At 73.1% G+C, this 26282-nt stretch carries 25 protein-coding genes; 5 read left to right on the top strand and 20 right to left on the bottom strand.

All coding sequences use genetic code 11. The features are described 5' to 3' along the window. The first annotated feature begins 1 nt into the window (after position 1). Complete coding sequence (locus tag GON04_RS25570) at positions 2-1474, top strand: sensor histidine kinase (RefSeq protein WP_157400949.1); 1473 nt, start codon at positions 2-4, stop codon at positions 1472-1474. Here the strand turns inward: GON04_RS25570 and GON04_RS25565 are convergent. The 4 genes from GON04_RS25565 to GON04_RS25550 are packed head-to-tail and all read right to left on the bottom strand — an operon-like array spanning position 1462 to position 4055. Beyond that, positions 1462-2121 (bottom strand): glutathione S-transferase family protein, encoded by a 660-nt coding sequence (locus GON04_RS25565; protein ID WP_157400948.1) that lies wholly within the window; start codon positions 2119-2121, stop codon positions 1462-1464. The two genes, GON04_RS25570 and GON04_RS25565, sit on opposite strands and share 13 nt — an antisense overlap. A gap of 19 nt (positions 2122-2140) precedes the next feature. Beyond that, positions 2141-2785, bottom strand: a complete 645-nt coding sequence (locus tag GON04_RS25560) for an SPOR domain-containing protein (protein WP_157400947.1) — start codon at positions 2783-2785, stop codon at positions 2141-2143. Positions 2786-2800: 15 nt separating this feature from the next. Then, complete coding sequence (locus tag GON04_RS25555) at positions 2801-3568, bottom strand: biotin--[acetyl-CoA-carboxylase] ligase (protein ID WP_157400946.1); 768 nt, start codon at positions 3566-3568, stop codon at positions 2801-2803. 10 nt (positions 3569-3578) lie between these two features. Then, positions 3579-4055 carry an SET domain-containing protein gene (locus GON04_RS25550; protein ID WP_157400945.1) on the bottom strand — a complete coding sequence of 159 codons (477 nt, stop codon included), beginning with the start codon at positions 4053-4055 and terminating at the stop codon, positions 3579-3581. 79 nt (positions 4056-4134) lie between these two features. Here GON04_RS25550 and GON04_RS25545 point away from each other — a divergent pair, with 79 nt between their 5' ends. Beyond that, the gene (locus GON04_RS25545) at positions 4135-7113 is read left to right on the top strand and encodes a DNA topoisomerase III (protein ID WP_157400944.1); all 2979 of its coding nucleotides are present in this window, start codon (positions 4135-4137) and stop codon (positions 7111-7113) included. A 9-nt stretch (positions 7114-7122) separates the two neighbouring features. On the opposite strand, the gene GON04_RS25540 is transcribed toward GON04_RS25545, so the two are convergent. The 16 genes from GON04_RS25540 to tkt form a co-directional block, all read right to left on the bottom strand. Further along, complete coding sequence (locus tag GON04_RS25540) at positions 7123-7857, bottom strand: FCD domain-containing protein (RefSeq protein ID WP_181653802.1); 735 nt, start codon at positions 7855-7857, stop codon at positions 7123-7125. 10 nt (positions 7858-7867) lie between these two features. Then, positions 7868-8542, bottom strand: a complete 675-nt coding sequence (locus GON04_RS25535) for a cysteine hydrolase family protein (protein ID WP_157400943.1) — start codon at positions 8540-8542, stop codon at positions 7868-7870. Continuing rightward, positions 8539-10110 carry an ABC transporter ATP-binding protein gene (locus tag GON04_RS25530; RefSeq protein WP_157401115.1) on the bottom strand — a complete coding sequence of 524 codons (1572 nt, stop codon included), beginning with the start codon at positions 10108-10110 and terminating at the stop codon, positions 8539-8541. The genes GON04_RS25535 and GON04_RS25530 overlap by 4 nt, the downstream gene beginning before the upstream one ends. A 38-nt stretch (positions 10111-10148) precedes the next feature. After that, positions 10149-10856, bottom strand: coding sequence for a biuret amidohydrolase (biuH, locus tag GON04_RS25525; RefSeq protein ID WP_157400942.1), 708 nt, complete (start codon positions 10854-10856; stop codon positions 10149-10151). A 55-nt stretch (positions 10857-10911) separates the two neighbouring features. Next, entirely contained in the window at positions 10912-11829 is a 918-nt protein-coding gene (locus GON04_RS25520; protein WP_157400941.1) for an ABC transporter permease, read from the bottom strand. Beyond that, a complete protein-coding gene (locus tag GON04_RS25515; RefSeq protein WP_157400940.1) occupies positions 11826-12914 on the bottom strand; it encodes an ABC transporter permease in 1089 nt (362 codons plus the stop codon). The genes GON04_RS25520 and GON04_RS25515 overlap by 4 nt, the downstream gene beginning before the upstream one ends. Before the next feature lie 25 nt (positions 12915-12939). Next, positions 12940-14043, bottom strand: coding sequence for a BMP family ABC transporter substrate-binding protein (locus tag GON04_RS25510; RefSeq protein ID WP_157400939.1), 1104 nt, complete (start codon positions 14041-14043; stop codon positions 12940-12942). Positions 14044-14092: 49 nt separating this feature from the next. Beyond that, the gene (locus GON04_RS25505; protein ID WP_157400938.1) at positions 14093-15085 is read right to left on the bottom strand and encodes a Bug family tripartite tricarboxylate transporter substrate binding protein; all 993 of its coding nucleotides are present in this window, start codon (positions 15083-15085) and stop codon (positions 14093-14095) included. 2 nt (positions 15086-15087) lie between these two features. Then, positions 15088-15465 (bottom strand): oxalurate catabolism protein HpxZ, encoded by a 378-nt coding sequence (gene hpxZ / locus GON04_RS25500; RefSeq protein WP_157400937.1) that lies wholly within the window; start codon positions 15463-15465, stop codon positions 15088-15090. Further along, positions 15465-16847, bottom strand: a complete 1383-nt coding sequence (locus tag GON04_RS25495) for an AtzE family amidohydrolase (protein WP_157400936.1) — start codon at positions 16845-16847, stop codon at positions 15465-15467. Before GON04_RS25495 ends, hpxZ begins: the two co-directional genes overlap by 1 nt. After that, a complete protein-coding gene (locus tag GON04_RS25490) occupies positions 16844-17050 on the bottom strand; it encodes a DUF4089 domain-containing protein (RefSeq protein WP_157400935.1) in 207 nt (68 codons plus the stop codon). The genes GON04_RS25495 and GON04_RS25490 overlap by 4 nt, the downstream gene beginning before the upstream one ends. A 2-nt stretch (positions 17051-17052) precedes the next feature. Further along, positions 17053-17262, bottom strand: coding sequence for a hypothetical protein (locus tag GON04_RS25485; protein ID WP_157400934.1), 210 nt, complete (start codon positions 17260-17262; stop codon positions 17053-17055). Next, complete coding sequence (atzF, locus tag GON04_RS25480; protein WP_157400933.1) at positions 17262-19013, bottom strand: allophanate hydrolase; 1752 nt, start codon at positions 19011-19013, stop codon at positions 17262-17264. Before atzF ends, GON04_RS25485 begins: the two co-directional genes overlap by 1 nt. Before the next feature lie 82 nt (positions 19014-19095). Next, a complete protein-coding gene (locus GON04_RS25475; protein ID WP_157400932.1) occupies positions 19096-20400 on the bottom strand; it encodes an adenylate/guanylate cyclase domain-containing protein in 1305 nt (434 codons plus the stop codon). A gap of 141 nt (positions 20401-20541) precedes the next feature. After that, positions 20542-21543 carry a type I glyceraldehyde-3-phosphate dehydrogenase gene (gene gap / locus GON04_RS25470; protein ID WP_157400931.1) on the bottom strand — a complete coding sequence of 334 codons (1002 nt, stop codon included), beginning with the start codon at positions 21541-21543 and terminating at the stop codon, positions 20542-20544. An 82-nt stretch (positions 21544-21625) separates the two neighbouring features. Further along, positions 21626-23701, bottom strand: a complete 2076-nt coding sequence (gene tkt / locus GON04_RS25465; RefSeq protein WP_157400930.1) for a transketolase — start codon at positions 23699-23701, stop codon at positions 21626-21628. A gap of 98 nt (positions 23702-23799) precedes the next feature. Here tkt and speD point away from each other — a divergent pair, with 98 nt between their 5' ends. The 3 genes from speD to GON04_RS25450 are packed head-to-tail and all read left to right on the top strand — an operon-like array spanning position 23800 to position 26239. Next, the gene (gene speD, locus GON04_RS25460; RefSeq protein ID WP_157400929.1) at positions 23800-24162 is read left to right on the top strand and encodes an S-adenosylmethionine decarboxylase; all 363 of its coding nucleotides are present in this window, start codon (positions 23800-23802) and stop codon (positions 24160-24162) included. Positions 24163-24179: 17 nt separating this feature from the next. Further along, positions 24180-24857 (top strand): N-acetylmuramate alpha-1-phosphate uridylyltransferase MurU, encoded by a 678-nt coding sequence (murU, locus tag GON04_RS25455; protein ID WP_157401114.1) that lies wholly within the window; start codon positions 24180-24182, stop codon positions 24855-24857. Continuing rightward, positions 24854-26239 (top strand): aminopeptidase P N-terminal domain-containing protein, encoded by a 1386-nt coding sequence (locus GON04_RS25450; protein ID WP_157400928.1) that lies wholly within the window; start codon positions 24854-24856, stop codon positions 26237-26239. The genes murU and GON04_RS25450 overlap by 4 nt, the downstream gene beginning before the upstream one ends. The last annotated feature ends 43 nt before the right edge of the window (positions 26240-26282 follow it).

Raw genomic sequence — 26282 nt, 5'->3', positions numbered from 1 at the left:
CATGAAAATCTTCCAGCGCGAGCAGCGTTCCCTGTTCGGCGAGATCCTCGACTGGATGCTCACGCCGCTGCTGCTGCTGTGGCCGATCAGCCTGGCGCTCACCTGGCTGGTGGCGCAGAGCATCGCCGGCAAGCCGTTCGACCGCGCGCTCGAATACAACGTGCAGGCGCTGGCGCAGCTGGTCACGGTGCAGAACCAGCGGGTGGTGTTCAACCTGCCGCAGCCGGCGCGCGAGATGCTGCGCGCCGACGATTCCGACCAGGTCTACTACCAGGTGCGTGGCGGCCGCGGCGAGCTGCTCAGCGGCGAGAAGGACTTCCCGGCCCCGCCCGACGACGAGCGGCCGGTGGCCGGCGAGACACGCCTGCGCGACGACGAGATGCGCGGGCTGGACGTGCGCATCGCCTACACCTGGGTGCGGCCCGACCTGCCAGGCGCCGCCCCGGTGCTGGTGCAGGTGGCCGAGACGCGCGAGAAGCGCTCGGTGCTGGCCACCGAGATCATCAAGGGCGTGATGCTGCCGCAGTTCGTCATCCTGCCGCTGGCGGTGCTGCTGGTGTGGCTGGCACTGGTGCGCGGCATCAAGCCGCTGTCGCAGCTGGAGGAGCGCATCCGCGCGCGCAAGCCCGACGACCTGTCCCCGCTGGACGACAAGGCGGTGCCGCTGGAAGTGGCGCCGCTGGTGTCGTCGGTCAACGACCTGCTGACCCGGCTGAAGGACTCGATCGCCACCCAGAAGCGCTTCCTGGCCGATGCCGCCCACCAGCTCAAGACGCCGCTGGCCGGCCTGCGCATGCAGGCCGACCTGGCCCAGCGCGAGGGCGCCAACGCCGAGGAGCTGAAGCAGTCGCTCAAGCAGATCGGCCGCTCCAGCATGCGGGCCACCCACACCGTCAACCAGCTGCTGGCGCTGGCGCGCGCCGAGACCAGCGGCAAGACCCTGCCGCGCCAGCCCTGCGACCTGGCCCTGCTCACGCGCGAGGTGGTGCAGGACCTGCTGCCGCGCGCGCTCGATCGCCGCGTCGACCTCGGCTACGAGGGCGCGCTGCCGGGCGCGCCGGGGGTGGTGGTCACCGGCAACCCGACGCTGCTGAAGGAGCTGATGCGCAACCTGGTCGACAACGCGATCAACTACACCCCGTCCAGCGCCGAGCACCCGGGCGTGGTCACGGCGCGGGTGCTGGCCGACCCGATCGGCCGGATCGCGCTGCTGCAGGTCGAGGACTCCGGCCCCGGCATCCCCGAGGCCGAGCGCGAGCTGGTGTTCCAGCCGTTCTACCGCTCGCTGGACACCACGGTCGACGGCTCCGGCCTGGGCCTGCCGATCGTGCAGGAGATCGCCCAGCAGCACGAGGCGGCGGTGCGCCTGGAGGACGCCCGGCCGGGCCACCTGCCGCCCGGCACCCTGGTGGTGGTGCGCTTCGCCACCGTGGCCCCGGCCGAGGTGCCGCACGCGCTCGCTCAGCCGGCCTGAGTCAGGTCGAGCTGGAGCCGCTCGCGCGCGATGGCGCGCGCCACCGGCGGCAGCTGCGCCACCTTCTGCACATGGGCCCAGGCGGCCGGGAAGCCCTTGGGGTCGATGCCGGCGAAGCCGCCCCAGCGCAGCAGCGTCAGGGCGTAGGCATCGAGCGGGCCGAACTGCGGGCCGCCCAGGAACGGCCGGCCCTGCGCCACCGCGGCCTGGACCAGCGCCTCGATCTCCTGCAGCAGCGGCCGGTACAGCTGCGCGTTGTAGGCCTTGAGCTCGGCCTGCACGTCCGGCTTGTCGCTGTACTTGAACGGCATGAAGACGTGGGTGAACGTCGGGTGCACCGTGTTGTTCATCCAGGCCAGCGTCTCCATCACCCGGGCCCGTGCCAGCGGCTCCTGCGGCAGCAGGCCCAGCTGCGGGAACTTCGCGTCCAGGTAGCCGACGATGGCCAGGATCTGGGTGATGACGGCGTCGCCGTCGACCAGCACCGGCACCTGCCCGTGCGGGTTCAGTGCCCGGTACTCGGGCGCGTTCTGCTCGCCCTTGTGCAGCTTCACCAGCACCGGCTCGAAGGCGGCGCCGCTGGCCTCCAGCAGCGTGTGCGGCACGAACGAGCAGGCGCCGGGCGCGAAGTAGAGCTTGAGGGTCATGGTGTCTCCGGGTCCAGGGTCAGCGGCAGGGCCGCAGGGTGGCGCCGGCCAGCGCCGGCTTCAGGTCGTCCAGCCGGCCGCGCAGGCCGTCGTCGACGGCCGGCAGGGTCAGGCGCTGGCCGCGCAGCTCGGGCCGCTCCTGCACCACCCGGGCGGTGCGCACGCCGCGCGTGGCCAGGCGTTCCAGCTGGGCATCGGCATCGGCCTGGCTGGCGAAGCCGCCCAGCGACAGCCCGGGCTCGAGCGCCGGGTTGGACAGCGGCTCGAAGGCGACGCCGATCTGGCGCAGCTCGCCCTTCTTGCGGCCGACATGGTCGGCGTCGGCGTACTTGCCCATGTAGACGATCCAGCGCCCCGGCTCGGTCACCGGCGCCAGCGACCAGCTGCCGGCGGGCCAGCCGGCCAGCAGCTGGCGCAGCGGCTCGACCGCCTTGTCCTCGAAGGGGCCGGCCTGCAGGCACTCGGGCGGCCGGGGCCCGGCCTCCAGCCGGCGCGCCTCGTCGGCCGGCAGGACGCGCACCGCCTCCGGCCGGATCTGCTGGGCCAACCGGTAGGGCTCCTCCTGCTGCGCCGGCGCCCAGCCCCAGGGCAGCAGCAGGCCCTGCGACCAGGCGTAGTAGACGCCGTTGGCCAGGACGAGCAGCAGGGCGACGAGGCGGAGCATGGGGCGGGGCGGGGATCAGGCCGGGCGGACGCTGACCTCGGCGCTGGTGACCGCCACCGTGCCGCCTGCCGTCTGCACCAGCAGGGCGCCGTCGCCGCGCACGCCGGCGCCGCTGCCGCTGGTGCCGTCCGACAGCTGCAGCGGCCGTCCGGCCAGCAGGTCGAGGGCCTGGAAGCGGGCCTGGAAGGGGGCGAAGCCGCCGGCCTCGAAGGCGGCCAGCGCGCTCGCCAGCGCACCGGCGACCCGCAGCAGGGCGTCCCCGGCCTCGATGCCCGGCAGCAGCTCGCGCAGGCCGGCCGGCGCGGTCGACAGCCCGTCGGCCGCCGGCACGGCCAGGTTGATGCCCACGCCGACGACGGCGTAGCGGCCCTGGGCCGGCGCCGGCGTCGGCGCCGGCGCGGCGGCCGTCTCGACCAGGATGCCGGCCAGCTTGCGCTCGCCCAGCCAGAGGTCGTTGGGCCACTTGAGCCGCAGGTCCGGGTGCAGCGCGCCCGCCAGCGCGACGCCCACCGCCAGCGACAGTCCCGACCAGTCCTGCGGCGCCAGCAGGCGGCCGAACGAGAAGGTCAGCGAGTCGCCCGGCCGGGCCTGCCAGGCGCGCCCGAGCCGGCCGCGGCCGGCGCTCTGGCGCTCGGCCACCAGCAGCACGGGGTCGAGCTGGCCGGCGCGGGCCCGGCGCATCAGCTCGGAGTTGGAGGAATCGATCTCCGGCAGCACCTCGACCGTGAAGCCGGGCAGCTGTGCCACCACCTGCTCCCACACGGCTTCGGACGGCCAGCGCATCGATCCGGCCTCAGCGGCGCCGCTTGGGCGCCAGCAGGGTGCCGCGGCAGCCCTTGGCGCCGCACCAGCAGGGGTACTCGGCCTTGAGCTTCTTGGTGTACCGCTCGTCGATGATCAGGCCGTAGTCGTAGTTGAGTTCCTCGCCGGCCCGGATGTTGCGCAGCGCCTTGATGAAGACGCGCCCCTCGTCCTCATCGGCCTCGCAGTTGGGATCGCAGGAGTGGTTGATCCAGCGCGAGGAGTTGCCCCCGTACAGCGCGTCGATGACCCGGTCCTCGTCGACGTGGAAGTAGAAGGTGTGGTTCGGATCGGCCGGATCGTGCGGGTGGCGCCGCTGGGCCTCGGCCCAGGAGATGATCTCGCCCACGTACTCGATGATGGTCTCGCCCTCGGCAATGTCCTGGAGGGCGAAGACCCCTTTGCCGTGGATGCCCGACTTGCGGGTCTGGATTTTCCGTCCACCATCCTGCCCTGCTTTTGCTGGCATTCGAAAAACTCTGATAAGTTGGTTGTGCACACGTACGCGTGCGCATCCGCGCGCGTGAGAGAGCCGAGATTGTAGGGACATGAGCAAAACACTGGTCATCGCCGAGAAGCCTTCGGTCGCACAGGACATCGTGCGGGCGCTCACGCCCGCGGTCGGCAAGTTCGACAAGCACGACGAGTACTTCGAGAACGAGAAGTACGTCGTCACCAGCGCGGTGGGTCACCTGGTGGAGATCCAGGCGCCGGAGCAGTTCGACGTCAAGCGCGGCAAGTGGAGCTTCGCCCACCTGCCCGTCATCCCGCCGTACTTCGACCTCAAGCCGGTCGACAAGACCAAGACGCGCCTGAACGCGGTGGTCCGGCTGGCCAAGCGCAAGGACGTCACCGAGCTGGTGAACGCCTGCGACGCCGGGCGCGAGGGCGAGCTGATCTTCCGCCTGATCGAGCAGTACGCCTTCGGCAACCTCGACGAGGAGCCGGCGCCGGCGCGCAAGTCGGCCGCCGCCCGCAAGCCGGTGCGCCGCCTGTGGCTGCAGTCGATGACGCCGCAGGCCATCCGCGACGGCTTCGACCAGCTGCGCACCGACCGCCAGATGGAAGGCCTGGCCTCGGCCGCGCGCTCGCGCTCGGAGGCCGACTGGCTGGTGGGCATCAACGGCACCCGCGCCATGACCGCCTTCAACTCGCGCGACGGCGGCTTCTTCCTGACCACCGTCGGCCGGGTGCAGACGCCGACGCTGGCGGTGGTGGTCGAGCGCGAGGAGCAGATCCGCAAGTTCATCAGCCGCGACTACTGGGAGGTGCACGCCACCTTCGGGGCCGAGGCCGGCGAGTACCCGGGCAAGTGGTTCGACACCCGGTGGAAGAAGAACCCCGAGGACGCCGAGCTCAAGGCCGACCGGCTCTGGTCGCTGAAGGAGGCGCAGGCCATCGCCGACGCGGTGCGCGGCCAGTCCGCCAGCGTCACCGAGGAATCCAAGCCGACCACCCAGGCCTCGCCGCTGCTGTTCGACCTCACCTCGCTGCAGCGCGAGGCCAACGGCCGCTTCGGCTTCTCGGCCAAGACCACGCTGGCGCTGGCGCAGTCGCTGTACGAGCGGCACAAGGCGCTGACCTACCCGCGGACCGATTCGCGCGCCCTGCCCGAGGACTACCTGGCCACCGTCAAGCAGACCATGGGCATGCTGGCCTCCAGCGGCATGAAGCACCTGGCGCCGTACGCGCAGCAGGCGCTGGACGACGGCTACGTCAAGCCGACCAAGCGCGTGTTCGACAACGCCAAGGTCAGCGACCACTTCGCCATCATCCCGACCCTGCAGGCGCCCAGCGGGCTGTCCGACGCCGAGCAGCGCCTGTACGACCTGGTGGTGCGCCGCTTCCTGTCGGTGTTCTTCCCGAGCGCCGAGTTCCAGGTCACGACCCGCATCACGCAGGCAGCCGGCCACAGCTTCCGCACCGACGGCAAGGTGCTGGTCAAGCCCGGCTGGCTGGCCATCTGGGGCAAGGAGGCCGAGCAGGAGGGCGACGAGAACGGCAAGACGCTGCTGCCGGTCAAGCCGGGCGAGCTGGTGCGCGCCGACGTGGTCGAGGCCAAGGGACTCAAGACCCGGCCGCCGGCGCGCTATTCGGAAGCCACGCTGCTGGGCGCGATGGAAGGGGCCGGCAAGCTGGTCGAGGACGACGAGCTGCGCGAGGCCATGCAGGAGAAGGGCCTGGGCACGCCGGCCACCCGCGCCTCCATCATCGAAGGCCTGATCGGCGAGAAGTACATGCTGCGCGACGGCCGCGAGCTGATCCCGACCGCCAAGGCGTTCCAGCTCATGACGCTGCTGCGCGGCCTGGGCGTCGAGGAGCTGTCCAAGCCCGAGCTGACCGGCGAATGGGAATACAAGCTGGCCCAGATGGAGCACGGCAAGCTCTCGCGCGACGCCTTCATGCGCGAGATCGCAGAGATGACCGAGCGCATCGTCAAGAAGGCCAAGGAATACGACCGCGACACGGTGCCGGGCGACTACGCGACCTTGGCCACCCCGTGCCCGAACTGCGGCGGCGTGGTCAAGGAGAACTACCGCCGCTACACCTGCACCGGCCGCAGCGGCAGCGGCAGCGACGCCTGCGGCTTCTCGTTCACCAAGATCCCGGCCGGCCGCGCGTTCGAGCTGCACGAGGTCGAGCAGTTCCTGCGCGACAAGCGCATCGGCCCGCTGGAGGGCTTCCGCTCCAAGGCCGGCTGGCCGTTCACCGCCGAGATCACGCTGAAGTTCAGCGAGGAAGAGCGCAACTGGAAGCTGGAATTCGACTTCGGCGACGAGGCCGACCCGGCCGAGACCGGCGAGCTGATCGACTTCTCGGGCCAGGAGTCGCTCGGGCCCTGCCCGAAGTGCGGCGCCCGCGTGTTCGAGTGGGGCAAGAACTACGTCTGCGAGAAGTCGGTGCCGACGCCGGACCAGCCCACGCCCAGCTGCGACTTCAAGTCGGGCCAGATCATCCTGCAGCAGCCGGTCGAGCGCGAGCAGATGCACAAGCTGCTGGCCAGCGGCAAGACCGACCTGCTGGACAAGTTCGTGTCGATGCGCACCCGGCGCCCGTTCAAGGCCTTCCTGGCCTGGGACGCCGAGGCCGGCAAGGTGAACTTCGAGTTCGAGCCGCGCACCAGCAAGTTCCCGCCGCGCAAGGGCGCGCCCGGCAAGACCGCACGCGAGCCGGCGGCGAAGTTCGCGCCGGCCGCCAAGGCGGCCAAGGCCGCGGCCGGCGCGAAGGCGGCGCCGGCCAGGAAGGCACCGGCGGCCAAGAAGGCGGCCGCGCCCAAGGCGCCGCGCAAGACCGGCCCCGGCCTGCGCCCGAGCGCCGAACTGGCGGCGGTGGTGGGCGCCGAGCCGGTGGCGCGCACCGAGGTGATCAAGAAACTGTGGGACTACATCAAGGCCAACGGCCTGCAGGATGCGACCGACAAGCGCGCGATCAACGCCGATGCCAAGCTGCAGGCGGTGTTCGGCAAGCCGCAGGTGACGATGTTCGAGCTCGCCGGCATCGTCGGCAAGCACCTGAGCAGCGACTGAGCGCCGGCCTCAGCGGGTCGGCACGCCGCGCCGCGCCAGGTGCACCTGGTGCAGCGTGATCTTGCGCACCTCGGCCTGGCTGGTCTCGATGTGGGCGCGCAGCAGCAGCGCCGCCTGGTCGCCGCGCTTGCGCTGCACCGCGCGCAGGATCTTGCCGTGCTCCTCGTAGGTGGCTTCCATCCGGGCCGGCTTGGTGAAGTCGAGCCGGCGGATGATGCGGATGCGGTCGGTCACCTCGCGGTGCACGCGCGCCATCTCGCCATTGCCGGCCGCCGCCACCAGGGCGCAGTGAAACTGCTCGTCCCACTGCGCGACTTGCGTGGCGTCGGTGCTGCGCGCGGCCGCCGGCACCAGCCAGACGGCGTTGAGCTGCTCGAGCAGGGCGCGGTCGACCCGCTCGCCGCCGGCGCACAGGCGCTGCACCGCGGCCGTCTCCAGCACCATGCGCAGGTCGTACAGCTGCTCGAACTGCGCGAAGTCGAATGGCAGCACGCGCCAGCCGCTGCGGAACAGCACCTCGACGTAGCCTTCCTGCTGGAGCCGGAACAGGGCCTGGCGCACCGGCGTGCGCGACACCAGCAGGCGCTCGCACAGCTCGTTCTCGGTGAAGCGGTCGCCCGGCACCAGCTTGAACTCGGAGATGTCGTGCTTGAGCTGGTCGTACACCGCGTCGGCGCGCGAGCGGTGCGCAGGCGCCGCCGGCGCGCGCGGCGCACGGGCGGGCGAAGGGGCGGCGGTCTGCACCGGCGGCACTCTAGCAGCGCGCCAGCTCGGCCAGCAGCGCGGCGCTGGGCGCCGTCCAGCCGACGATGGCACCCTGGGCCCGGATCATCTCCAGCGTGGCGGCCTTGAAGGCCGGGAAGTAGCTCTCGGTGCAGTCCTCCAGCAGCAGCGCGTCGTAGCCGCGGTCGTTGGCCTCGCGCATGCTGGTCTGGACGCAGACCTCGGTGGTCACGCCCATGAACAGCAGGTGGCTGATGCCGCGCTCGTGCAGCAGCGCCTGCAGCGGCGTGGCGTAGAACGCGCCCTTGCCGGGCTTGTCGAGCACCACCTCGCCGGCCAGCGGCGCCAGCGCCGGGATGATCTGGTTGCCCGGCTCGCCGGCCACCAGGATGCGGCCCATCGGCCCGGGGTCGCCGATGCGCAGTGTCGGCGCGCCGCGCCCGCGCTTGGCCGGCGGGCAGTCGGACAGGTCGGGCCGGTGGGCCTCGCGCGTGTGCACCACCAGCGCGCCGGCCTGGCGCCAGGCCGCCAGCACCGCCCGGCAGGCCGGGACGATGGCCTCGAGCCGGCGCACGTCGTTGCCCAGCGTCTGGCCGAAGCCGCCCGGCTCGATGAAGTCGCGCTGCATGTCGATGATGACCAGGGCGGCGTGCGCCAGGTCGAAGCGGAACGCGAACGGCTGCGCGCGCGCCAGCGTGATGCTCATGCGGGTGCCTCCTCGGACCGGGGCGCGCCGGCCGGCGCGTGCTGGTGGCCGCCGCCCATGTGCGCGCCCAGCACGTGGCGCTCGGCACCGGCGGCGGCGGTCTCGTGCACGATGCGGCCCTCGCTCATCACCACGATGCGGTCGGCCAGCGCCAGCAGCTCGTCGAGGTCCTCGCTGATCAGCAGCACCGCGCCGCCGTGCGCGCGCACGCCGCGCAGGCGGGCATGGATCTCGGCGACGGCGGCGAAGTCGAGCCCGAACACCGGGTTGGCCGCCACCAGCACCGCGATGTCGCCGGCCAGCTCGCGCGCCAGCACCGCCCGCTGCACGTTGCCGCCCGACAGGCTGGCGATGGGCGCGTCCTCGCCGCGCGTCTTGACGCCGTAGGCGCCGATCCACTCGCGCGCCCGGGCCCGCCAGGCCGGCGGCCGCAGCAGGCCGCGGCGGGCCAGCGGGGGACGGTCGAAGTCGCGCAGCGCCATGTTCTCGGCCACGCTGAGCGCGCCGACGCAGGCGTTGCGCAGCGGCTCCTCGGGCAGGCTGCGCACCCGCAGCCGGTGGTTCTCGGCCCGGCTGGCGCCGTACGGCTGGCCGCCCACCTGCACGCTGCCGCCGGCGCGCGGCCGCTGGCCGACCAGCGCCTCCACCAGCTCGCGCTGGCCGTTGCCGCTGACGCCGGCCACGCCCAGGATCTCGCCGGCGTGCACCGTCAGTTCCAGGCCCTGCACCGCCAGCGTGCCGCGGTCGCCCAGCACCTGCAGGCCCCGCACCACCAGCGCCGGCGCCCCCGCCACGCCGGCGTGGTTGGCGTCGTCACCCGGCAACGCCGCCTTCGCCTCCCCCGCGGCGGCGCCGCTGTCGCCCACCATGGCCTGCGCCAGCCGGGCCGGGGTGGTGGCGGCGACCGCGCCGTGGTGCACCTGGCGGCCGCGGCGCAGCACCGTCACGTCGTCGGCGTAGGCGGTCACCTCGCGGAACTTGTGCGTGATCAGCAGCACCGTGCAGCGGCCGGCGCGGGCGAACTCGCGCACGTGGCCGAGCACCTCGTCGGCCTCCTGCGGGGTCAGCACCGAGGTTGGCTCGTCCAGGATCAGCAGCCGCGGCCGCAGGTACAGCTGCTTGAGCAGCTCCAGCTTCTGCTTCTCGCCCGCCGCCAGCGTGGACGGCGTGGCGTCGAGGTCGAGCCGGAACGGCGTGGTGGCCAGGAAGGCCTGCAGCTGGGCGCGCTGCGCCGTCCAGTCGATCAGCGCCGGCGTGCGGCCGCCGGCCAGCAGCAGGTTCTCGGCCACGGTCATGCCCGGGGCCAGCGTGAAGTGCTGGTAGACCATGCCGATGCCCAGGCTGCGGGCGGCCACCGGGTTGGCGATGTCCTGCTCGCGGCCGTCGACCACGATGCTGCCGGCCTCGGCGCGGTGGAAGCCGGCGATGCACTTGACCAGGGTGCTCTTGCCGGCCCCGTTCTCGCCCAGCAGGGCGTGCACGGTGCCGGGCGCGGCCCGCAGCGACACGCCGTCGAGGGCGGTGAAGGCGCCGAAGCGCTTGGTCAGCGCATAGGTCTCCAGCGCCATGGCGCCCTCTGCCGCCGGCAGCGCGCCGGGCCGCGCGTTCACTGCTGGCCTCCCGACGCCAGCGCCTCGAGCACCGCGCCGGACGGCGCATGGGCGCCGAACACGCCGCCCTGCATGGCGATCATCTTCAGCGCCGCCTCGTGGTTGCCGCGGTCGGTGGCGGCGCTGCAGTCGGACAGCAGCAGGCACTCGAAGCCGCGGTCGTTGGCCTCGCGCATGGTGGTGTGGACGCAGACGTCGGTGGTGATGCCGGCCAGCAGCAGGTTGTCGATGCCGCGGGTGCGCAGGACCAGCTCCAGGTCGGTGGCGCAGAACGCGCCCTTGCCGGGCTTGTCGACCACCACCTCGCCCGGCAGCGGCGCCAGTTCCGGGATGATCTCCCAGCCCGGCTCGCCGCGCACCAGGATGCGGCCGCAGGGGCCGGGGTCGCCGATGCCGATGCCGGCGGTGCCGATCTGCCGGCTGCGCCAGCGCTTGTTGGCCGGCAGGTCGGACAGGTCGGGCCGGTGCCCCTCGCGCGTGTGCAGCACCGGGTAGCCGGCCTCGCGCAGCGCCGCCATCAGGCGCTGCAGCGGCGCGATCGGCGCCCGCGTGAGCGCTATGTCGTAGCCCATGCTGTCGACGTAGCCGCCGCGGCCGCAGAAGTCGGTCTGCATGTCGATCACCAGCAGGGCGGTGTTGGCCGGCCGCAGGTCGCCGTTCCAGGGCCAGGCATAGGGCTGGGCGCGCACGTGGGTGGTCTTCATGGGCTCTCCTTCGGCTGCCTCGCGCAGCCGGTTGCGCCGGGTCCGTGCATGGCCGTCACCGCGCCGACAGTTCGCCCGGGCTGCCCGCCGCCAGCCGTCCGGGGCGGCAACTGGCCACCAGGATGGCCAGCGTGAGCAGGTAGGGCACGACGTTGAACAGGTGGTAGCCCCAGCCGATGCCGACCGACTGCAGCGCCGGGCCGAGCGCACCGGCGCCGCCGAACAGCAGCGCGGCGCCGACGCAGCGCAACGGGCTCCAGCGGGCGAAGATGACCAGGGCCACCGCGATCAGGCCCTGGCCACTGGAGATGCCCTCGTTCCAGCTGCCCGGGTAGAACAGGGTGAGGCAGGCGCCGCCGAGGCCGGCCACCATGCCGCCGGCGGTGGTGGCGCCGATGCGCAGGCCGGCCACCGAGTAGCCGAGCGCGCGGGTGGCGTCGGCCGAGTCGCCGGCCATGCGCACCAGCAGCCCGATGCGGGTGGCGCGCAGCAGCCAGCCCAGCGCCAGCGCCAGCAGCACGCCCAGCGGCAGCAGCGGATTGAGCTGCAGCGCCGCCTGCACCGCCGGCGACGCGCTCCAGCCGCCGAGCGCGAGCGCCGGCAGCTGCGGCGCCTGCGGCTGGATCAGCGGCTTGCCGAGGTCGAACGCCAGCCCGGTGCCCAGCAGCATCAGCGCGATGCCGGTGGCGACGTCGTTCACGCGCGGCAGCGAGCACAGCACGCCGTGCAGCGAGGCCAGCAGGCCGCCGGCCAGCATGCCGGCCGCCACCCCGATCCAGGGCGAGCCGCTGGCGTAGGCGCCGCCGAAGGCCGCCATGGCGGACAGCACCAGCACCCCCTCCAGGCCCAGGTTGATGCGGCCCGACTTCTCGGTCAGGCACTCGCCCAGGCTGACGAACAGGAAGGGGGCGCCGACCCGCAGCGCGCCGCCGAGCACCGCCACCACCAGCGTGAGCAGCTGGTCGGCGGTCATGGCGTGGTCTCCGGGGCGGAGCGGGCCGGCAGCTGCTGCTGCGGCGGCGGCACGATGCCGAACAGCCAGGCGAAGAAGCGCCGCCAGTCGGTGTCGCGCACCGCCTCGCTGGCCAGGATCAGGACGAAGGCCATGCCCTGCAGCACCAGCACCGACGCATCGGGCAGGCCCAGGCGGCGCTGCAGCAGGCTGCCGGCGGCGCCGAAGCCGCCGAACAGGATGGCCACCGGGACGATGGCCAGCGGGTGCTGGCGGGCCATGAAGGCGACCAGGATGCCGGCGTAGCCGTAGCCGGCGATCAGCGAGGCGTTGGCCGCCGTGTGCACCGCCGCCACCTCGACCGCGCCGGCCAGACCGGCGGCGGCGCCGCCCAGGGCGCAGGCCAGCAGGATCAGCCGTGTGGCCGGCAGCCCGACCAGCTGGGCCGCGCGCAGGTTGCCGCCCACGACCCGCACCGAGAAGCCCGACGGCGTCCAGCGCAGCCAGAGCGCCGCGGCGACGCAGGCCGCCACCCCCAGCGCCAGCCCCCAGTGCACGTCGGAGCCGGCGATGCCGCCGATGCGCAGGCCCTCGGCCAGTGCCGGCGTCGACGGCTTATTCAGGCTGGCGGGGTCGCGCAGCGGACCCTCGACCAGGTGCTTGAACAGGCCGATCGCCACGTAGGCCAGCAGCAGGCTGCTGATGGTCTCGTTGATGCCGCGCCACTGGCGCAGCCAGCCGGCCAGCGCGACCCAGGCGGCACCGGCGGCGGCGCCGGCCAGGCAGACCAGCACGGTGCCGGCCAGGCCGGCCCCGGCGAGCGCCGGCGCCAGCCCGGCGCAGGCCAGCCCGCCGAGCACCAGTGCGCCCTCGCCGCCGATCACCACCAGGCCGGCGCGGGCCGGCAGCGCCACGCACAGCGCGGTGAGCATCAGCGGCGCGGCGCGCTGCAGCGTGTTCTGCCAGGCGAAGCCGCTGCCGAAGGCGCCCTTGAACAGGGTGGCCCAGACCTCCACCGGACTGGCGCCCTGGCCGGCGACGAACACGCCGAACAGCAGCAGGGCCGCGCCGACGGCGGCGACCGGGAGCAGCAGGTTGCGCAGCATGGCGGGCGCTCCGGGGGTGGCGGCGTCAGAGCGAACCGACCACGCCTTCCACCAGGTAGTTCATCTTCTCCAGCTCGAGGTCGGTCTGCACCAGCGACTTGCCGGGCGGGATGACGACCGCGCCCTTGTTGTCCTTCAGGCCGCCCTGGAAGATGTCGAACTTGCCGGCCAGCATCTGCGCCTTGATGCCGTCGGCCTGCTTCTTCGCCGCCTCGCTGACGGCCGGGCCGTAGGCCGACATCTTCACGAAGCCGTCCTTCAGGCCGCCGCGCACGAAGTTCGGGTGCGGCTTGCCGCCCCGCGCCGCCTCGATGAACCTGGTGTAGGCGGTGAGCCAGTTCCACTCGGCCCCGGTCAGGTAGGCCTGCGGCGCCAGCCTGGCCTGGCTGGCGTGGTAGCCGCAGACCATCTTGCCGCGCCTGGCGGCGGTCTCGACGATGACCTTGGGGCCGTCGACGTGCATGGTGAACACGTCCACGCCCTGGTCGGCCAGGCTGTTGGTGGCCTCGGCCTCCTTGACCGGCATCGACCAGTCGCCGGTGAAGATCACCTGGGTGGTGAGGGTCGGCTTGACCGCGCGCGCGCCCATGGTGAAGGCGTTGATGTTGCGCAGCACCTGCGGGATCGGCTTGGCGGCCACGAAGCCGAGCTTGCCGGTCTTGCTCATGTGGCCGGCGATCACGCCGTTGAGGTACTGGCACTCGTCGATGTAGCCGAAGTAGCTGGCCGTGTTCGTCGGGTGCTTGCCCTCGGTCCACATGCCGCCGCAGTGGGCGAAGCGCACCTGCGGGTTCTTCGCCGCCACCGCCAGCATGTGCGGGTCGAAGTAGCCGAACGAGGTCGGGAACAGCAGCGACGCGCCGTCCTGCGCGACCATCCCGGCCATGGTCTTCTGCACCGCGGCGGTCTCGGGCACGTTCTCCTCCTCGACCACCTTCACGCCGGCCATCTTCTTCAGCGCCGCGGCCGCCTCGGCCTGGGCCTGGTTGTAGCCGTAGTCGTCGCGCGGGCCGACGTAGATGACGCCGACGGTGATCGGCTTCTGGGCGAAGGCGGCCGGCGCGAGGCCGGCGGCGCCCAGGGCGGCGAGTGACTTGAGCGTGCCGCGGCGGGTGGAAGCGAAGGTCATGGCAACTCCAACGTGGGTGGACTGGGAGAGGTCGTGGATCGGGGCGCCGTCACTGCTCGGCCCGCGCCCCCGTGGCCTTGGCGATCGCGCCCCAGCGCTCCCAGTCCGCCCGCACCATGGCGGCGAAGGGACGCGCGGGCAGGATGCGGATCTCGGCGCCGCGCTGCCACATCTGGCCGCGCAGGCGGGTGTCGGCGCCGGCGGCCGCGACATCGGCCTCGGCCTTGCGCACGATGGCCTCGGGCGTGCCCCTGGGAAAGAACAGCCCGTACCACTGGTCGGCGGCGAAGCCCGGGTAGCCCAGGCTGGCGACGGTCGGCACGCCCGGCAGCCGGGTGGTCGGCTGGGCGCCGGTCACGGCCAGCACGCGCAGCCTGCCGCCCTCGATCAGCGGGAGCGACGAGACGATGATGTCCATCATCAGCTGGATGCGGCCGGAGATCAGGTCCGGCAGGGCCTGGGCGCTGCCGCGGTACGGCACGTGCTGCATCCGGAGCCCGGCCTGGCTCAGGAACCACTCGGTCGCCAGGTGCGGCAGCGAGCCGCTGCCGTTGGACGCATAGCCCAGCGCGCCGGGATGGGCCCTGGCGTGCGCCACCAGGTCGGCGAAGGTGCGCAACGGCGACTCGGCGGGCACCACCAGCACCAGCGGCGAGGTGGCGAAGCCCGCCACCGGCACCAGGTCCTGCAGCGGGTCGTAGCCGAGCTTCGGATAGATGTGCGGCGCGATCGTCACCCCGGCCGGGATGCCCATCACCAGGGTCGCGCCGTCCGGCGTGCTGCGCGCACCCGCCTCGGTGCCGATGGTGGAGCCGGCACCGGCCCGGTTCTCGAACACCACCGGCTGGCCCCAGCGTTCGGCCAGGGCGCCGCCGATGGCACGGGCGGCGTAGTCGGTGGCGCCGCCGGCCGGGAACGGGATGACCAGCCGCACCGGCCGCGCCGGCCAGCCGGCCTGCGCGGAGGCCAGGCGCGGCGCGGCGACGGTGGCCGCGGCCGCCGCGAGCAGCAGCCGGCGCCGGAAGGCGGTGGATGTCGCCATGCTCAGGCCTGCAGCAGGCTGACGTGGGCGGCCACGACGCGCCAGCCCTCGGGCATGCGCACCCAGGTCTGGCTCTGGCGGCCGGTCCGGGCGCTGCCGGCGCGGCGGAACTCGATGTTGGCCGTGGCGAAGTCCAGGCCGTAGGTGGTGATCACCGTGCGCAGCACCTCGCGTTCCAGGCCCTGGGCCGGGCGGCCGGCGCGGAAGGCCTGGATCTCGGCACTGCCGTACAGGTTCTCGCCGGCGCCGTAGCGCAGGGTGAGCGGGCTGTCCCAGAACAGCTCGTCGAGCACCGCCACGTCGTTGCCGGTGAGCGCCTTCTCGTAGCGCTCGAACTGCGCCGTGACCTCGGCCACGACCGGCGGCAAATTGATCGCCATCACCACTGCACCTCCTTCGTGCCGGCCACGCCGGCCTGTTGCAACACATGGGCCGCCCGCAGCGCGAGCGACTCCTTCCACGGCGCCGCGATCAGCTGCACGCCGAGCGGCAGGCCGCCGGCGCCGGCCGGCCACAGCGGCGCGGCGACGACCGGGCAGCCGGCGAACGAGATCGGCTGGGTCAGCAGGCCCATGGCCGGGCGGCTGGGGTGCTGCTGGCCATTGAGGTCCAGCCACTCGGTGCCGATCGCCGGCGCCGGCACCGGCGTCGCCGCGCACAGCAGCACATCCCAGTGCTGGAACAGCGCGTTGACCCGGTCGCGGTAGATGCGGCGGAACCGCTGCGCCCGCAGGTACCAGTCGGCCGGCTGCAGCAGCCCGGCGAGGAAGCGGTCGACCGACAGCGGCTCGAAGTCCTGCGGCCGGCTGGCCAGGTCCTGCCGGTGCAGGCTGCCGCCCTCGCTGGCCGTGACCAGGAACGCAGCGGCGCGCGCCAGGGCCGGGTCGGGCCAGGCCACCTGGTCGGCGGCGCCGAGCGCCTGCGCCGCCGCCGCCACCGCCGCCCGTGCCGGCGGCGTGGCCAGCTCGTCGAAGTAGCCGCCCAGCACGCCGATGCGCAGCCCCTGCACGCCCTGTGCCAGCGCGCCGGCGACCGGCTGCACGCGCAGCGCCTGGCAGCCGGGGTCGAGCGGGTCGGGTCCCTGCAGGGCGTCGTAGGCCAGCGCCAGCGCCTCGACGCTGTCGGCCAGCGGGCCCAGGTGGTCCAGGCTGTGGACGAACGGGTAGCTGCCGCGGCGCGACAGCCGGCCGAAGGTGGGCTTGAGGCCCCAGACGCCGCACAGCGAGGCCGGCACCCGGATCGAGCCGTTGGTGTCGGAGCCCAGCGTCAGCGGCACCTGTCCGGCCGCCACGGCGGCGCCGGAGCCGCCCGAGGAGCCGCCGGCGATGCGCGCTGCGTCGTGCGGATTGCGCGCCGGGCCGTAGTGACTGTTCTCGGTGGTGAAGCCGTAGGCGTACTCGTCCATGTTGAGCGCGCCGACCAGCACCGCACCGGCCGCGCGCAGCCGCTGCACCAGCACCGCGTCGGCGCGCGCCGCTGGCAGCTCGCGGTTGATCCTGGAGCCGGCCAGGGTGGTGACGCCCTCGATGTCGAACAGGTTCTTCACCGCGTACGGCAGCCCGGCCAGCGGCGGCAGGGCCTCGCCGCGGGCGCGCCGGACATCGACGGCATCGGCCTCGCGCCGGGCCCGCGCGGCGGTGCGGGTGGTGAAGGCGTTGACGCGGCCATCGCTCGCCTCGATGCGCTCCAGCGCGCCCTCGCAGGCCTCGCGCGCCGACAGCGCGCCGGTGGCGATGGCCCGCAGCAGCGGCGCGGTCTTCATTCGTCCTGGGCCGGGAACGGCGCCGGGCGGTAGATCTCGGCCAGCTCGCCCTCGGGGGCCAGCGGCGCGGTGTCGAGCACGCGGGCGATGGCCACGCTGCGGGCGAAGTGCAGCGCCACGGCGCGGGCGCGCGCCTCGTCGAGCGGCAGCCCGATCGCCCGGGCGGTGGCTTGCACGTAGGTCAGGGCTTGGGTTTCATCCATGGTCAGAAGGCGGGAAGGGAATCGGTGCGGTGGCAGGCCGTCTGGCGGCCCGGGCGGCGCGCGCCGAGCCCGGGATGGACGCCACCAGCGCGCGGCTGCAGGGATGGCGCGGCGGGGCCAACACAGCGTCGGCCGGGCCGCTCTCGACCGCGGCCCCGGTCCATCACCAGCACCCGGTCGCCCAGTAGCCGCACCACGTTCAGGATGGTCATCAGGTTGCTCCTGGCGCGGGTCGGCGGGCAGATGCCGGGGTGGCGGCCAGCGCGGCCATGTAGGCGCGCCAGCCACCGTGGTGCGTGATGTCCTGGGCGCCGGCCAGCGCGGCGGCTTCGCAGACGAAGCCCTGCACGGCGCTGCCGTCGGCCAGCCGCAGCGTGCCGATGCCCAGCGGCGCCGGGATGGCGGCGACGAAGGAGCCGTAGTGCTCCAGCGGCATCTCCCAGAGTTCGAGCGCGATCGGGGCGCCGCCGCCGGCGGCCACCCGCACCAGCCCCGGCTTGGCCGGCGTGGTGTCGGGCAGGGCATACAGGCGGTAGTCGGGCGCGGTCTCGGCGACGCGCAGCAGGCGCGCCCCGCGCTCGGTGAGCTGGCCGTTCAGCGGCATGCCCGAGAGATGCGCGCCGACCACCGCCAGCTGCACGCTGGCGGCCGGCGCCAGGCCGGCGATCGCTGCCGCGCCCGGCAGCGGGCGGCCGGTGGCGCCCTGGGTGAGGCCGGTGGCGTGGTGGTAGCGCTGGCCGAGGTCGGCCAGCTGCCAGTCGCTGCCGCAGCGGCCGACGAAGGTGATGCCGAACGGCAGCCCGTCGGGCCGGATGCTGCTGGGCACCGCCAGCGCCGCGTAGTCGAGCAGGTTGACGAAGTTGGTGTAGGCGCCCAGGTTGCGGTTGAGCGCGATGGGGTCGGCCTGCAGCTGCGCGATCGTGTAGTGGGTCGGCGTGGTCGGCACCACCAGCACGTCGATGCGGTCCCACATGCGGTCGGCCGCCTGGCCCAGGATGCGCAGGCGGGTCTGGGCCTCGCAGTAGTCGGCCGCGCTGTAGCCGCAGCCGCCGGCGACGATGCTGCGCACCGGCTCCAGCACGGCGTCCTCGCGGCCGTCGAAGAAGCCGCGGATGGCGGCGTAGCGTTCGGCCACCAGCGCGCTGTCGTACAGCAGCTCGGCCGCCTTGGCCAGCGGCGCGTGGTCGACCGGCACCGGCGTGCCGCCGAGCTGGCGCAGACGCACGATGGCCTGCTCGAAGGCGGCGCGGGCCAGCCGGTCGCCGAAGAACGGCAGGGCGTCGGGCACGCCGAAGCGGAAGCTGGCCGGATAGGGCCGGCCGGCCAGCGCCAGCCGGCGCGAATAGGGGTCGAGCGGGTCCGGCCCCGCGGCGGCGGCCAGCACCCGCGCGGCCAGGCCGACGCTGCCGGCGAAGATGGACACGCAGTCGATGCTCTGCGCGGCCGGCACCACGCCGCGCGCGCTGACGAGGCCGCGCGAGGGCTTGAGGCCGACGATGTTGTTCAGGCCGGCCGGCACGCGGCCGGAGCCGGCGGTGTCGGTGCCGAGGGCGAAGTCGGCCTGGCCGGTAGCCACCACGTGGGCCGAGCCGGAACTGGAGCCGCCGCTGATGAAGCGCGGATCGAACGCGTTGGGCACCGGGCCGTAGGGCGAGCGGGTGCCGTTGAGTCCGCAGGCGAACTGGTCGAGGTTGGTCTTGCCGAGCACCGACGCACCGGCATCGAGCAGCCGCTGCACGACGCTGGCGTGCTCGCCGGGCGTGTACTCGAACGCCGGGCAGCCGGCCGTGGTGGGGACGCCGCCGACGTCGATGTTGTCCTTGGCCGCGAACTGCAGGCCGGCCAGCGGGCCGCGCGGCGCGCCGGCCAGCGGCCGCGGCAGGCGGGTGATCCAGGCGGCGGCGCCGGGGTCGGCGTCGGCGGCGGGTTCGAAGGTCGGCTGGGACCGGACGGCTTGCACCATGTCTGAGCATCCAAGCTTGTATCCAAGCCTCGACGCAAAGGCTGTGCCAAGAGCCGGCGCCGCCCGACCGGCGGCGTGCGGTTCAGGCCGCGTGCACCCGCGGCGCGGCGCCAGCCGGCACGGCGCGCGCAGTGGGCGCGGCGTTCGCCCGCTGCGCGTGCGGGATCGGCGCCGCCGGCGTGGTCGCCGTCCGCGGCCCGACCAGCCAGGCCGTCGCCAGCCGGCCGCGGCCCTGCAGGTCGACCGGCCCGCGCGGGGCGAACAGGAAGTCCGGGCCGGCCTGGCGCACCACCGCCTCGCTCACCAGGATGCCGCCGGCGCGGCCGGCCGCCTCGATGCGGCTGGCCACGTTGACGGTGTCGCCCCAGACGTCGTACAGGAAGCGTTTGGTGCCCAGCACGCCGGCCACGGCCGGTCCGGCGTGCAGGCCGATGCGCATCGCCAGCCGGGTGCCGTTGGCCTGGTTGTAGGCCGCCACCGCCTCGCGCATGGCCAGCGCCAGCCGGCACAGGGCCGGCAGGTCGTCCTCGGCCACCGCCAGGTAGGCGTCGCCGATGGTCTTGATCTTCTCCACCCCGTGCTGCTCGACCAGCGCGTCGAAGGCGGAGAACACGCCGTCCAGCGTGAGCACCAGGGCCTCCGGCGGCAGCTGGCTGGCGTAGCGGGTGAAGCCGACCAGGTCGGCGAACAGCACGCCCAGGTTGGCGATCTTGCGCGCCGGCACCCGGCCGCTGCGCTTGAGTTCATCGGCGACGGCCGGCGGCAGCGCATTGGCCAGCACCTCGTCGGCACGGGCCCGCTCGGCCTCGGCGCGCTGGGTCTCGCGGAACAGCGCCAGGTCGCGCGAGTAGGTGAAGCGGTCCAGCCACAGGCACAGCATGACGACGCAGAACGGGTTGACCAGGAAGCCCACCAGCGCCTCGATGCTGGCCACGCTGTCGGCCTTGGCCCAGGCCAGCGCCAGCAGGCTGCCGACGTACATCGGCCGGCGCACCGGCACCGGGGTGGCGATGACGGCGGCCATGAAGGTGCTGCAGGCCGCGTAGATGGCCAGCCCGGTGCCCTGGGTGCGCACGCCGGTGACGCCGGCCCAGGTGATGATGGCCATGAACAGGCCGCAGAACAGCGACAGCGCCAGCTCCTGGCCGCGCAGCCGCGGCAGCAGCCGGTCGGCCAGCAGCACGCCGTAGACGGCGGCGCCGATGGCGGCCTGCCAGGCCAGCAGGCCGGCCAGCCGGGCCTGCTGCGCGGGGTCGGGCGCCAGCCACAGCGGCACGTCCTTGGCGATGGCGGCGACCGGCAGCAGCCAGGCCACCGCCTTGCAGTAGCGCACCATCAGGCCCCAGCTCCTGTGCGTGAGCCAGCGCCGGAACACCGGATCGACCATGCCACCCCGCCGCCCCGCGCCGCGCGAGGGAGTGGCGACCTTAGGGGCGGCAGCGGACGGGCGCAACGCGCGTCCGCATGAAAAACGCGCCCGGCGGGCGCGTTTTTCATCCGATCGGACGAGGGCCGAAGCCCGTCGCGGTCAGCGGGCGCTGACCACCCGGCACATCTCGAGCACCTTGTTCGAGTAGCCCCACTCGTTGTCGTACCAGCTCACCAGCTTGACGAAGGTGCCGTCCAGCGCGATGCCGGCCTCGGCGTCGAAGATCGAGGTGCGCGGATCGCCGCGGAAGTCGGTGGCGACCACCTTGTCCTCGGTGTAGCCCAGCACGCCCTTGAGCGCGCCCTGCGACTGCGCCTTGAACTCGGCGCAGATGTCCTTGTAGGTGGCTTCCTTGACCAGCTCGACGGTGAGGTCGACCACCGAGACGTCAGAGGTCGGCACGCGGAAGGCCATGCCGGTGAGCTTCTTGTTCAGCTCGGGAATGACCACGCCGACGGCCTTGGCGGCGCCGGTGGAGGACGGGATGATGTTCTCCAGGATGCCGCGGCCGCCGCGCCAGTCCTTGTTGCTCGGGCCGTCGACCGTCTTCTGGGTGGCGGTGGCGGCGTGCACCGTGGTCATCAGGCCGCGCTTGATGCCCCACTTGTCGTTCAGCACCTTGGCCAGCGGCGCCAGGCAGTTGGTGGTGCAGGAGGCGTTGGAGATGATGGCCTCGCCCTTGTAGGTCTTGTCGTTGACGCCGAACACGAACATCGGCGTGTCGTCCTTGGACGGCGCCGACATGATCACCTTCCTGGCGCCGGCGGTGATGTGCTTCTGCGCCCCGTCCTTGGTCAGGAAGATGCCGGTGGATTCGACCACCACATCGGCGCCGACGGCGCCCCAGTTCAGCTCGGCCGGGTCCTTCACCGCCGTCAGGCGGATGCGCTTGCCGTTGACCACCAGCGTGTTGCCGTCGACGGCCACGTCGCCGTCGAAGCGGCCGTGGACGCTGTCGTACTGCAGCATGTAGGCCAGGTAGTCCGGCTCGAGCAGGTCGTTGATGCCGACCACCTCGATGTCCTGGAAGTTCTGCACCGCGGCGCGGAACACCATGCGGCCGATGCGGCCGAACCCGTTGATCCCGATCTTGATGGTCATGAAAAGCTCCGAAGGATGAGAAAACCGAAAAGTCGATCTTGCCGCAAGGCGCCGGGGCCGTGCGGCATCGCGGGTGGCCCGTTCAGCGCGACAACGCGGCGCGCACCGTGTCGGCGACGTTCTGCGGCGTGAAGCCGAAGTGCTGGAACAGCACATTGGCCGGCGCCGACTCGCCGTAGCTGTCGATGCCCACCACCGCGGCGCAGCCGTACTTCCACCAGAAGTCGGTGACGCCGGCCTCCACCGCGATGCGCGGAATGCCGGCCGGCAGCACTTCCTGCTTGTAGGCGGCGCTCTGGCGGTCGAAGGTGGTGGTGCTGGGAAGCGAGACGACGCGCACCGCGATGTCCTGCTGCGCGAGCAGCTCCTGCGCCTTGAGCGCCAGCTGCACCTCGCTGCCGGTGGCGATGAGCACCGCCTGGGGCCCGTGCCGCAGGCCGACCTCGCCCGGCTCGGCCAGCACGTAGCCGCCCTTGCTGATGTCTTCCAGGCCGGCCTTGGGCGCGTACGGCAGGTTCTGCCGCGACAGCAGCAGGGCGGTGGGGCGGCTGGTGTTCTGCAGCGCCACCGTCCAGGCCACCGAGGTCTCGGCGGTGTCGCAGGGACGCCAGACGTCCAGGTGGGGGATCAGGCGCAGGCTGGCGGCGTGCTCGACCGACTGGTGGGTCGGACCGTCCTCGCCCAGCCCGATCGAGTCGTGGGTGAACACGTGGATGACGCGCCGCTTCATCAGCGCCGCCATCCGGATCGCGTTGCGGCTGTAGTCGCTGAAGGTCAGGAAGGTGCCGCCGTAGGGGATGTAGCCGCCGTGCAGGGCCAGTCCGTTCATGACCGCGGCCATGCCGAACTCGCGCACGCCGTAGTTGATGTGGCGGCCGATCTGGCCCTCGGTCAGCTTCACGTGGCCGGCCAGGTCGATGCGCAGCGGCGGCGTGCTCTTGGTGTTGGTGAGGTTGGAGCCGGTGAGGTCGGCGCTGCCGCCCAGCAGCTCGGGCAGGGCGGCGGTGAAGGCCTCCAGCGCCAGCTGCGAGGCCTTGCGGGTGGCCACCGTCTCGGCCTTGGCATGCGCCGCCACCGCGGCGTCGACCGCCACCTGGGCGAAGTTGCGCGGCAGCTCGCCCTTCATGCGGCGGCGGAATTCGGCCGCCAGCTCCGGATGCGCGGCCTCGTAGGTGGCGAAGCGGTCCTCCCACTGGGCCTGGGCCGTGCGGCCGCTGGCCTTGGCGTCCCAGGCCTGGTAGATCTGCGGCGGCACCACGAACGGCTCGTGCGGCCAGCCCAGTGCCTCGCGGGTGAGCTTGACCTCCTCCAGCCCCAGCGCCTCGCCGTGCGCCTTGGCGGTGTTGGCGCGGTTCGGGCTGCCCTTGCCGATCTGGGTCTTGGCGACGATCAGGGTCGGCTTGTCGGCGCTGCGGCGGGCGTCGGCGATGGCGCGGTCGACGGTGTCGGTGTCATGGCCGTCGATCGGGCCGATGACGTTCCAGCCGTAGGCCTGGAAGCGGCGCGGGGTGTCGTCCACGAACCAGGGCGTGACCTGGCCGTCGATGGAGATGCCGTTGTCGTCGTAGACCGCGACCAGCTTGTTGAGCTTCCAGGCGCCGGCCAGCGCGCAGGCCTCGTGGCTGATGCCTTCCATCAGGCAGCCGTCGCCCAGGAACACGTAGGTGTGGTGGTCGACGATGGCCAGGCCGTCGCGGTTGAACTCGGTCGCCAGCAGCTTCTCGGCCAGCGCCATGCCGACCGCGTTGGTGAGGCCCTGCCCGAGCGGGCCGGTGGTGGTCTCCACGCCGGGTGTGACGCCCACCTCGGGGTGGCCGGCGGTCTTGCTGTGCAGGCTGCGGAACTTCTTCAGCTCCTCCAGCGGCAGGTCGTAGCCGGTCAGGTGCAGCAGCGCATAGATCAGCATCGAGCCGTGGCCGTTGGACAGCACGAAGCGGTCGCGGTCGAACCAGTGCGGATCGGCGGGGTTGTGCTTCAGGTGGCGGTGCCACAGCGCGACGGCGATATCGGCCATGCCCATGGGCGCGCCGGGATGGCCGGAGTTCGCCTGCTGCACCGCGTCCATCGACAGGACCCGGATCGCGTTGGCCATCTGGGAGGCGTCGGCGCTCGATGCAGGCGTGGGCACGGCCAGGGAGGCGGCAGGGAATGAGGACATGGGGGGAGGGGGCTGCGGGAAAACCCGAGATTTTACCGGCTGGGCTGTCCCGGCCGTCCGGCGGCCGCCGCATCGCCCCATGGTCTACAGTGTCCGGGATGCGAGGCCTGCACCTGACCGCCGATCTGTACCAGTGCCGCTGCGAGCCGCGCTGGCTGAACGACGCCACCCAGCTCGGGCCCTGGTGCCGACAGGCCGCCGAGGCGGTGGGGCTGCCGGTCGGCCATGACCTGGTGCGGCCGTCGGCCGACGGCCTGGACGCCGCCCTGCTGCTGACCGGTTCGCACGTGTGCCTGCACACCCACGCCGGCGAGCGCAGCGCCAGCATCGACGTCTACCTGTCGCACGGCGATGGCGACCTGTCGGCCAAGGCGCGCGGGCTGATGTTCGCGCTGGTGCAGCGCTTCCAGCCCGAATGGACCGAGCAGCGTTCCCTGGACCGCGGGGAAGGCGACGAGTGAGCGGACCCGCGCAGGCCATGGTGCTGGCCGCCGGCCGCGGCGAACGCATGCGGCCCCTCACCGACCACTGTCCCAAGCCGCTGCTGGCGGTGCGCGGCCGGCCCCTGATCGGCTGGCACCTGGAGGCGCTGGCACGGGCCGGCTACGCCGACGCCGTGGTCAACACCGCCTGGCTGGGCGAGCAGATCGAGCAGCGCTGCGGACCGGCGGCCGGTGCGCTGCAGCTGCACTACTCGCACGAGGGGCGCGACTTCGGCGGCGCGCTGGAGACCGCCGGCGGCATCGCCCGCGCGCTGCCGCTGCTGGACGAGGTCTTCTGGGTCGTCGCCGGCGACGTCTACGTGCCGGGCTTCGCCTTCCCGCGCGCGGCGCTGCAGGCCTTCGCCGCCGGCGGCAAGCTGGCCCACCTGTACCTGGTGGCCAACCCGCAGCACAACCCGGGCGGCGACTTCGGCCTGCAGGACGGGCTGGCGCGCAATGGCGGCGCGGCGCGCCACACCTACTCCACCATCGGCCTGTACCGGCGCGCCTTCTTCGCCAGCCTGCCGGCCGGCAACCCGGACGGCCTGAAAGTGCCGCTGGCCCCCATGCTGCGGCAGGCGATGGACAATGGGCTGGTCAGCGCGGAGCTCTACGCCGGCCCCTGGACCGATGTCGGGACGCCGCAGCGCCTGGCCCAACTCAACACACCATGAGCACCACCCCCTATGCCGACCGCCGCGCCCGCGTGGCGGCCCAGATCGGTGCCGACGGCATCGCCCTGATCCCGACCGCGCCCGAGCGGCCGCGCAACCGCGACAGCGACTTCCTGTACCGGCACGACAGCTACTTCTACTACCTGACCGGCTTCAGCGAGCCGAACGCCTGGCTGGTGATCACCGGCGATGGCCGCAGCACCCTGTTCTGCGCCCCCAAGGACCTGGAGCGCGAGATCTGGGACGGCTACCGGCTCGGCCCGGAGGCGGCGCCCGCCGCGCTGGGGGTGGACGCGGCGCACGCGATCGACGAACTCGGCCAGCGGCTGCCGCGGCTGCTGGAGAACCGCGACGCGGTCTGGTACCCGTTCGCCATCCACGCCGGCCTGGAGGCGCGCGTGGGCGGCTGGCTCAACCAGGTGCGCGCGCGGGTGCGCTACGGCGCCCTGTGCCCCGAGCAGCAGCGCGACCTGTGCGCGGTGCTGGACGAGATGCGGCTGGTCAAGGACGCCCACGAGCAGGACATCATGCGGCGCGCCGCCGGCATCAGCGCCCGTGCCCACGTGCGCGCCATGCAGTACGCGGCGCGCGGCCTGCGCGCGGGGCGCGAGGTGCGCGAGTACCACCTTGACGCCGAGCTGCTGCACGAGTTCCGCCTCGGCGGCTCCCAGTACCCGGCCTACAGCTCCATCGTGGCGGCCGGCGCCAATGCCTGCGTGCTTCACTACCGGGCCGACGCGGCGCCGGTGCGGGCCGGCGAGCTGGTGCTGATCGACGCCGGCTGCGAGCTGGACAGCTATGCCAGCGACATCACCCGCACCTTCCCGGCCGACGGCCGCTGGAGCGGCCCCCAGCGCGAGCTCTACGAGCTGGTGCTGGCCTCGCAGGAGGCCGCGGTGGCCGCCACCCGGGCCGGCGCGCGCTTCAACGACCCGCACGACGCCACCGTGAAGGTGCTGGCGCAGGGGCTGCTGGATGTCGGCCTGCTCGATCGCGACAAGGTCGGCGGGGTCGACGACGTGATCGAGAAGCGGGCCTACTTCCAGTTCTACATGCACCGCACCGGCCACTGGCTGGGCATGGATGTGCACGACTGCGGCAGCTACGTCGAGCCGTCCGAGGTCGGCGCGGTGAGCGAGCGCCAGGACCCGCTGTCGGGCGAGGTGATCAAGAACCGCCCCAGCCGGGTGCTGCGCCCGGGGATGGTGCTGACCATCGAGCCGGGGCTGTACGTGCGGCCGGCCGAGGGCGTGCCCGAGCGCTTCCACCACATCGGCATCCGGATCGAGGACGACGCCATCGTCACCGACGGCGGCTGCGAGCTGATCACGCGCGACGTGCCGGTGCGGCCGTCCGAGATCGAGGCCCTGATGCGCGGCTGAGAGGCCCGGGCCGGCCCGCGCGCCGGGGTGTCCCGCGCGCGAC

The organism is Ramlibacter pinisoli (genome assembly GCF_009758015.1).
Lineage (GTDB): Bacteria > Pseudomonadota > Gammaproteobacteria > Burkholderiales > Burkholderiaceae_C > Ramlibacter > Ramlibacter pinisoli.
This window is presented reverse-complemented; position numbering and strand designations above follow the sequence as displayed.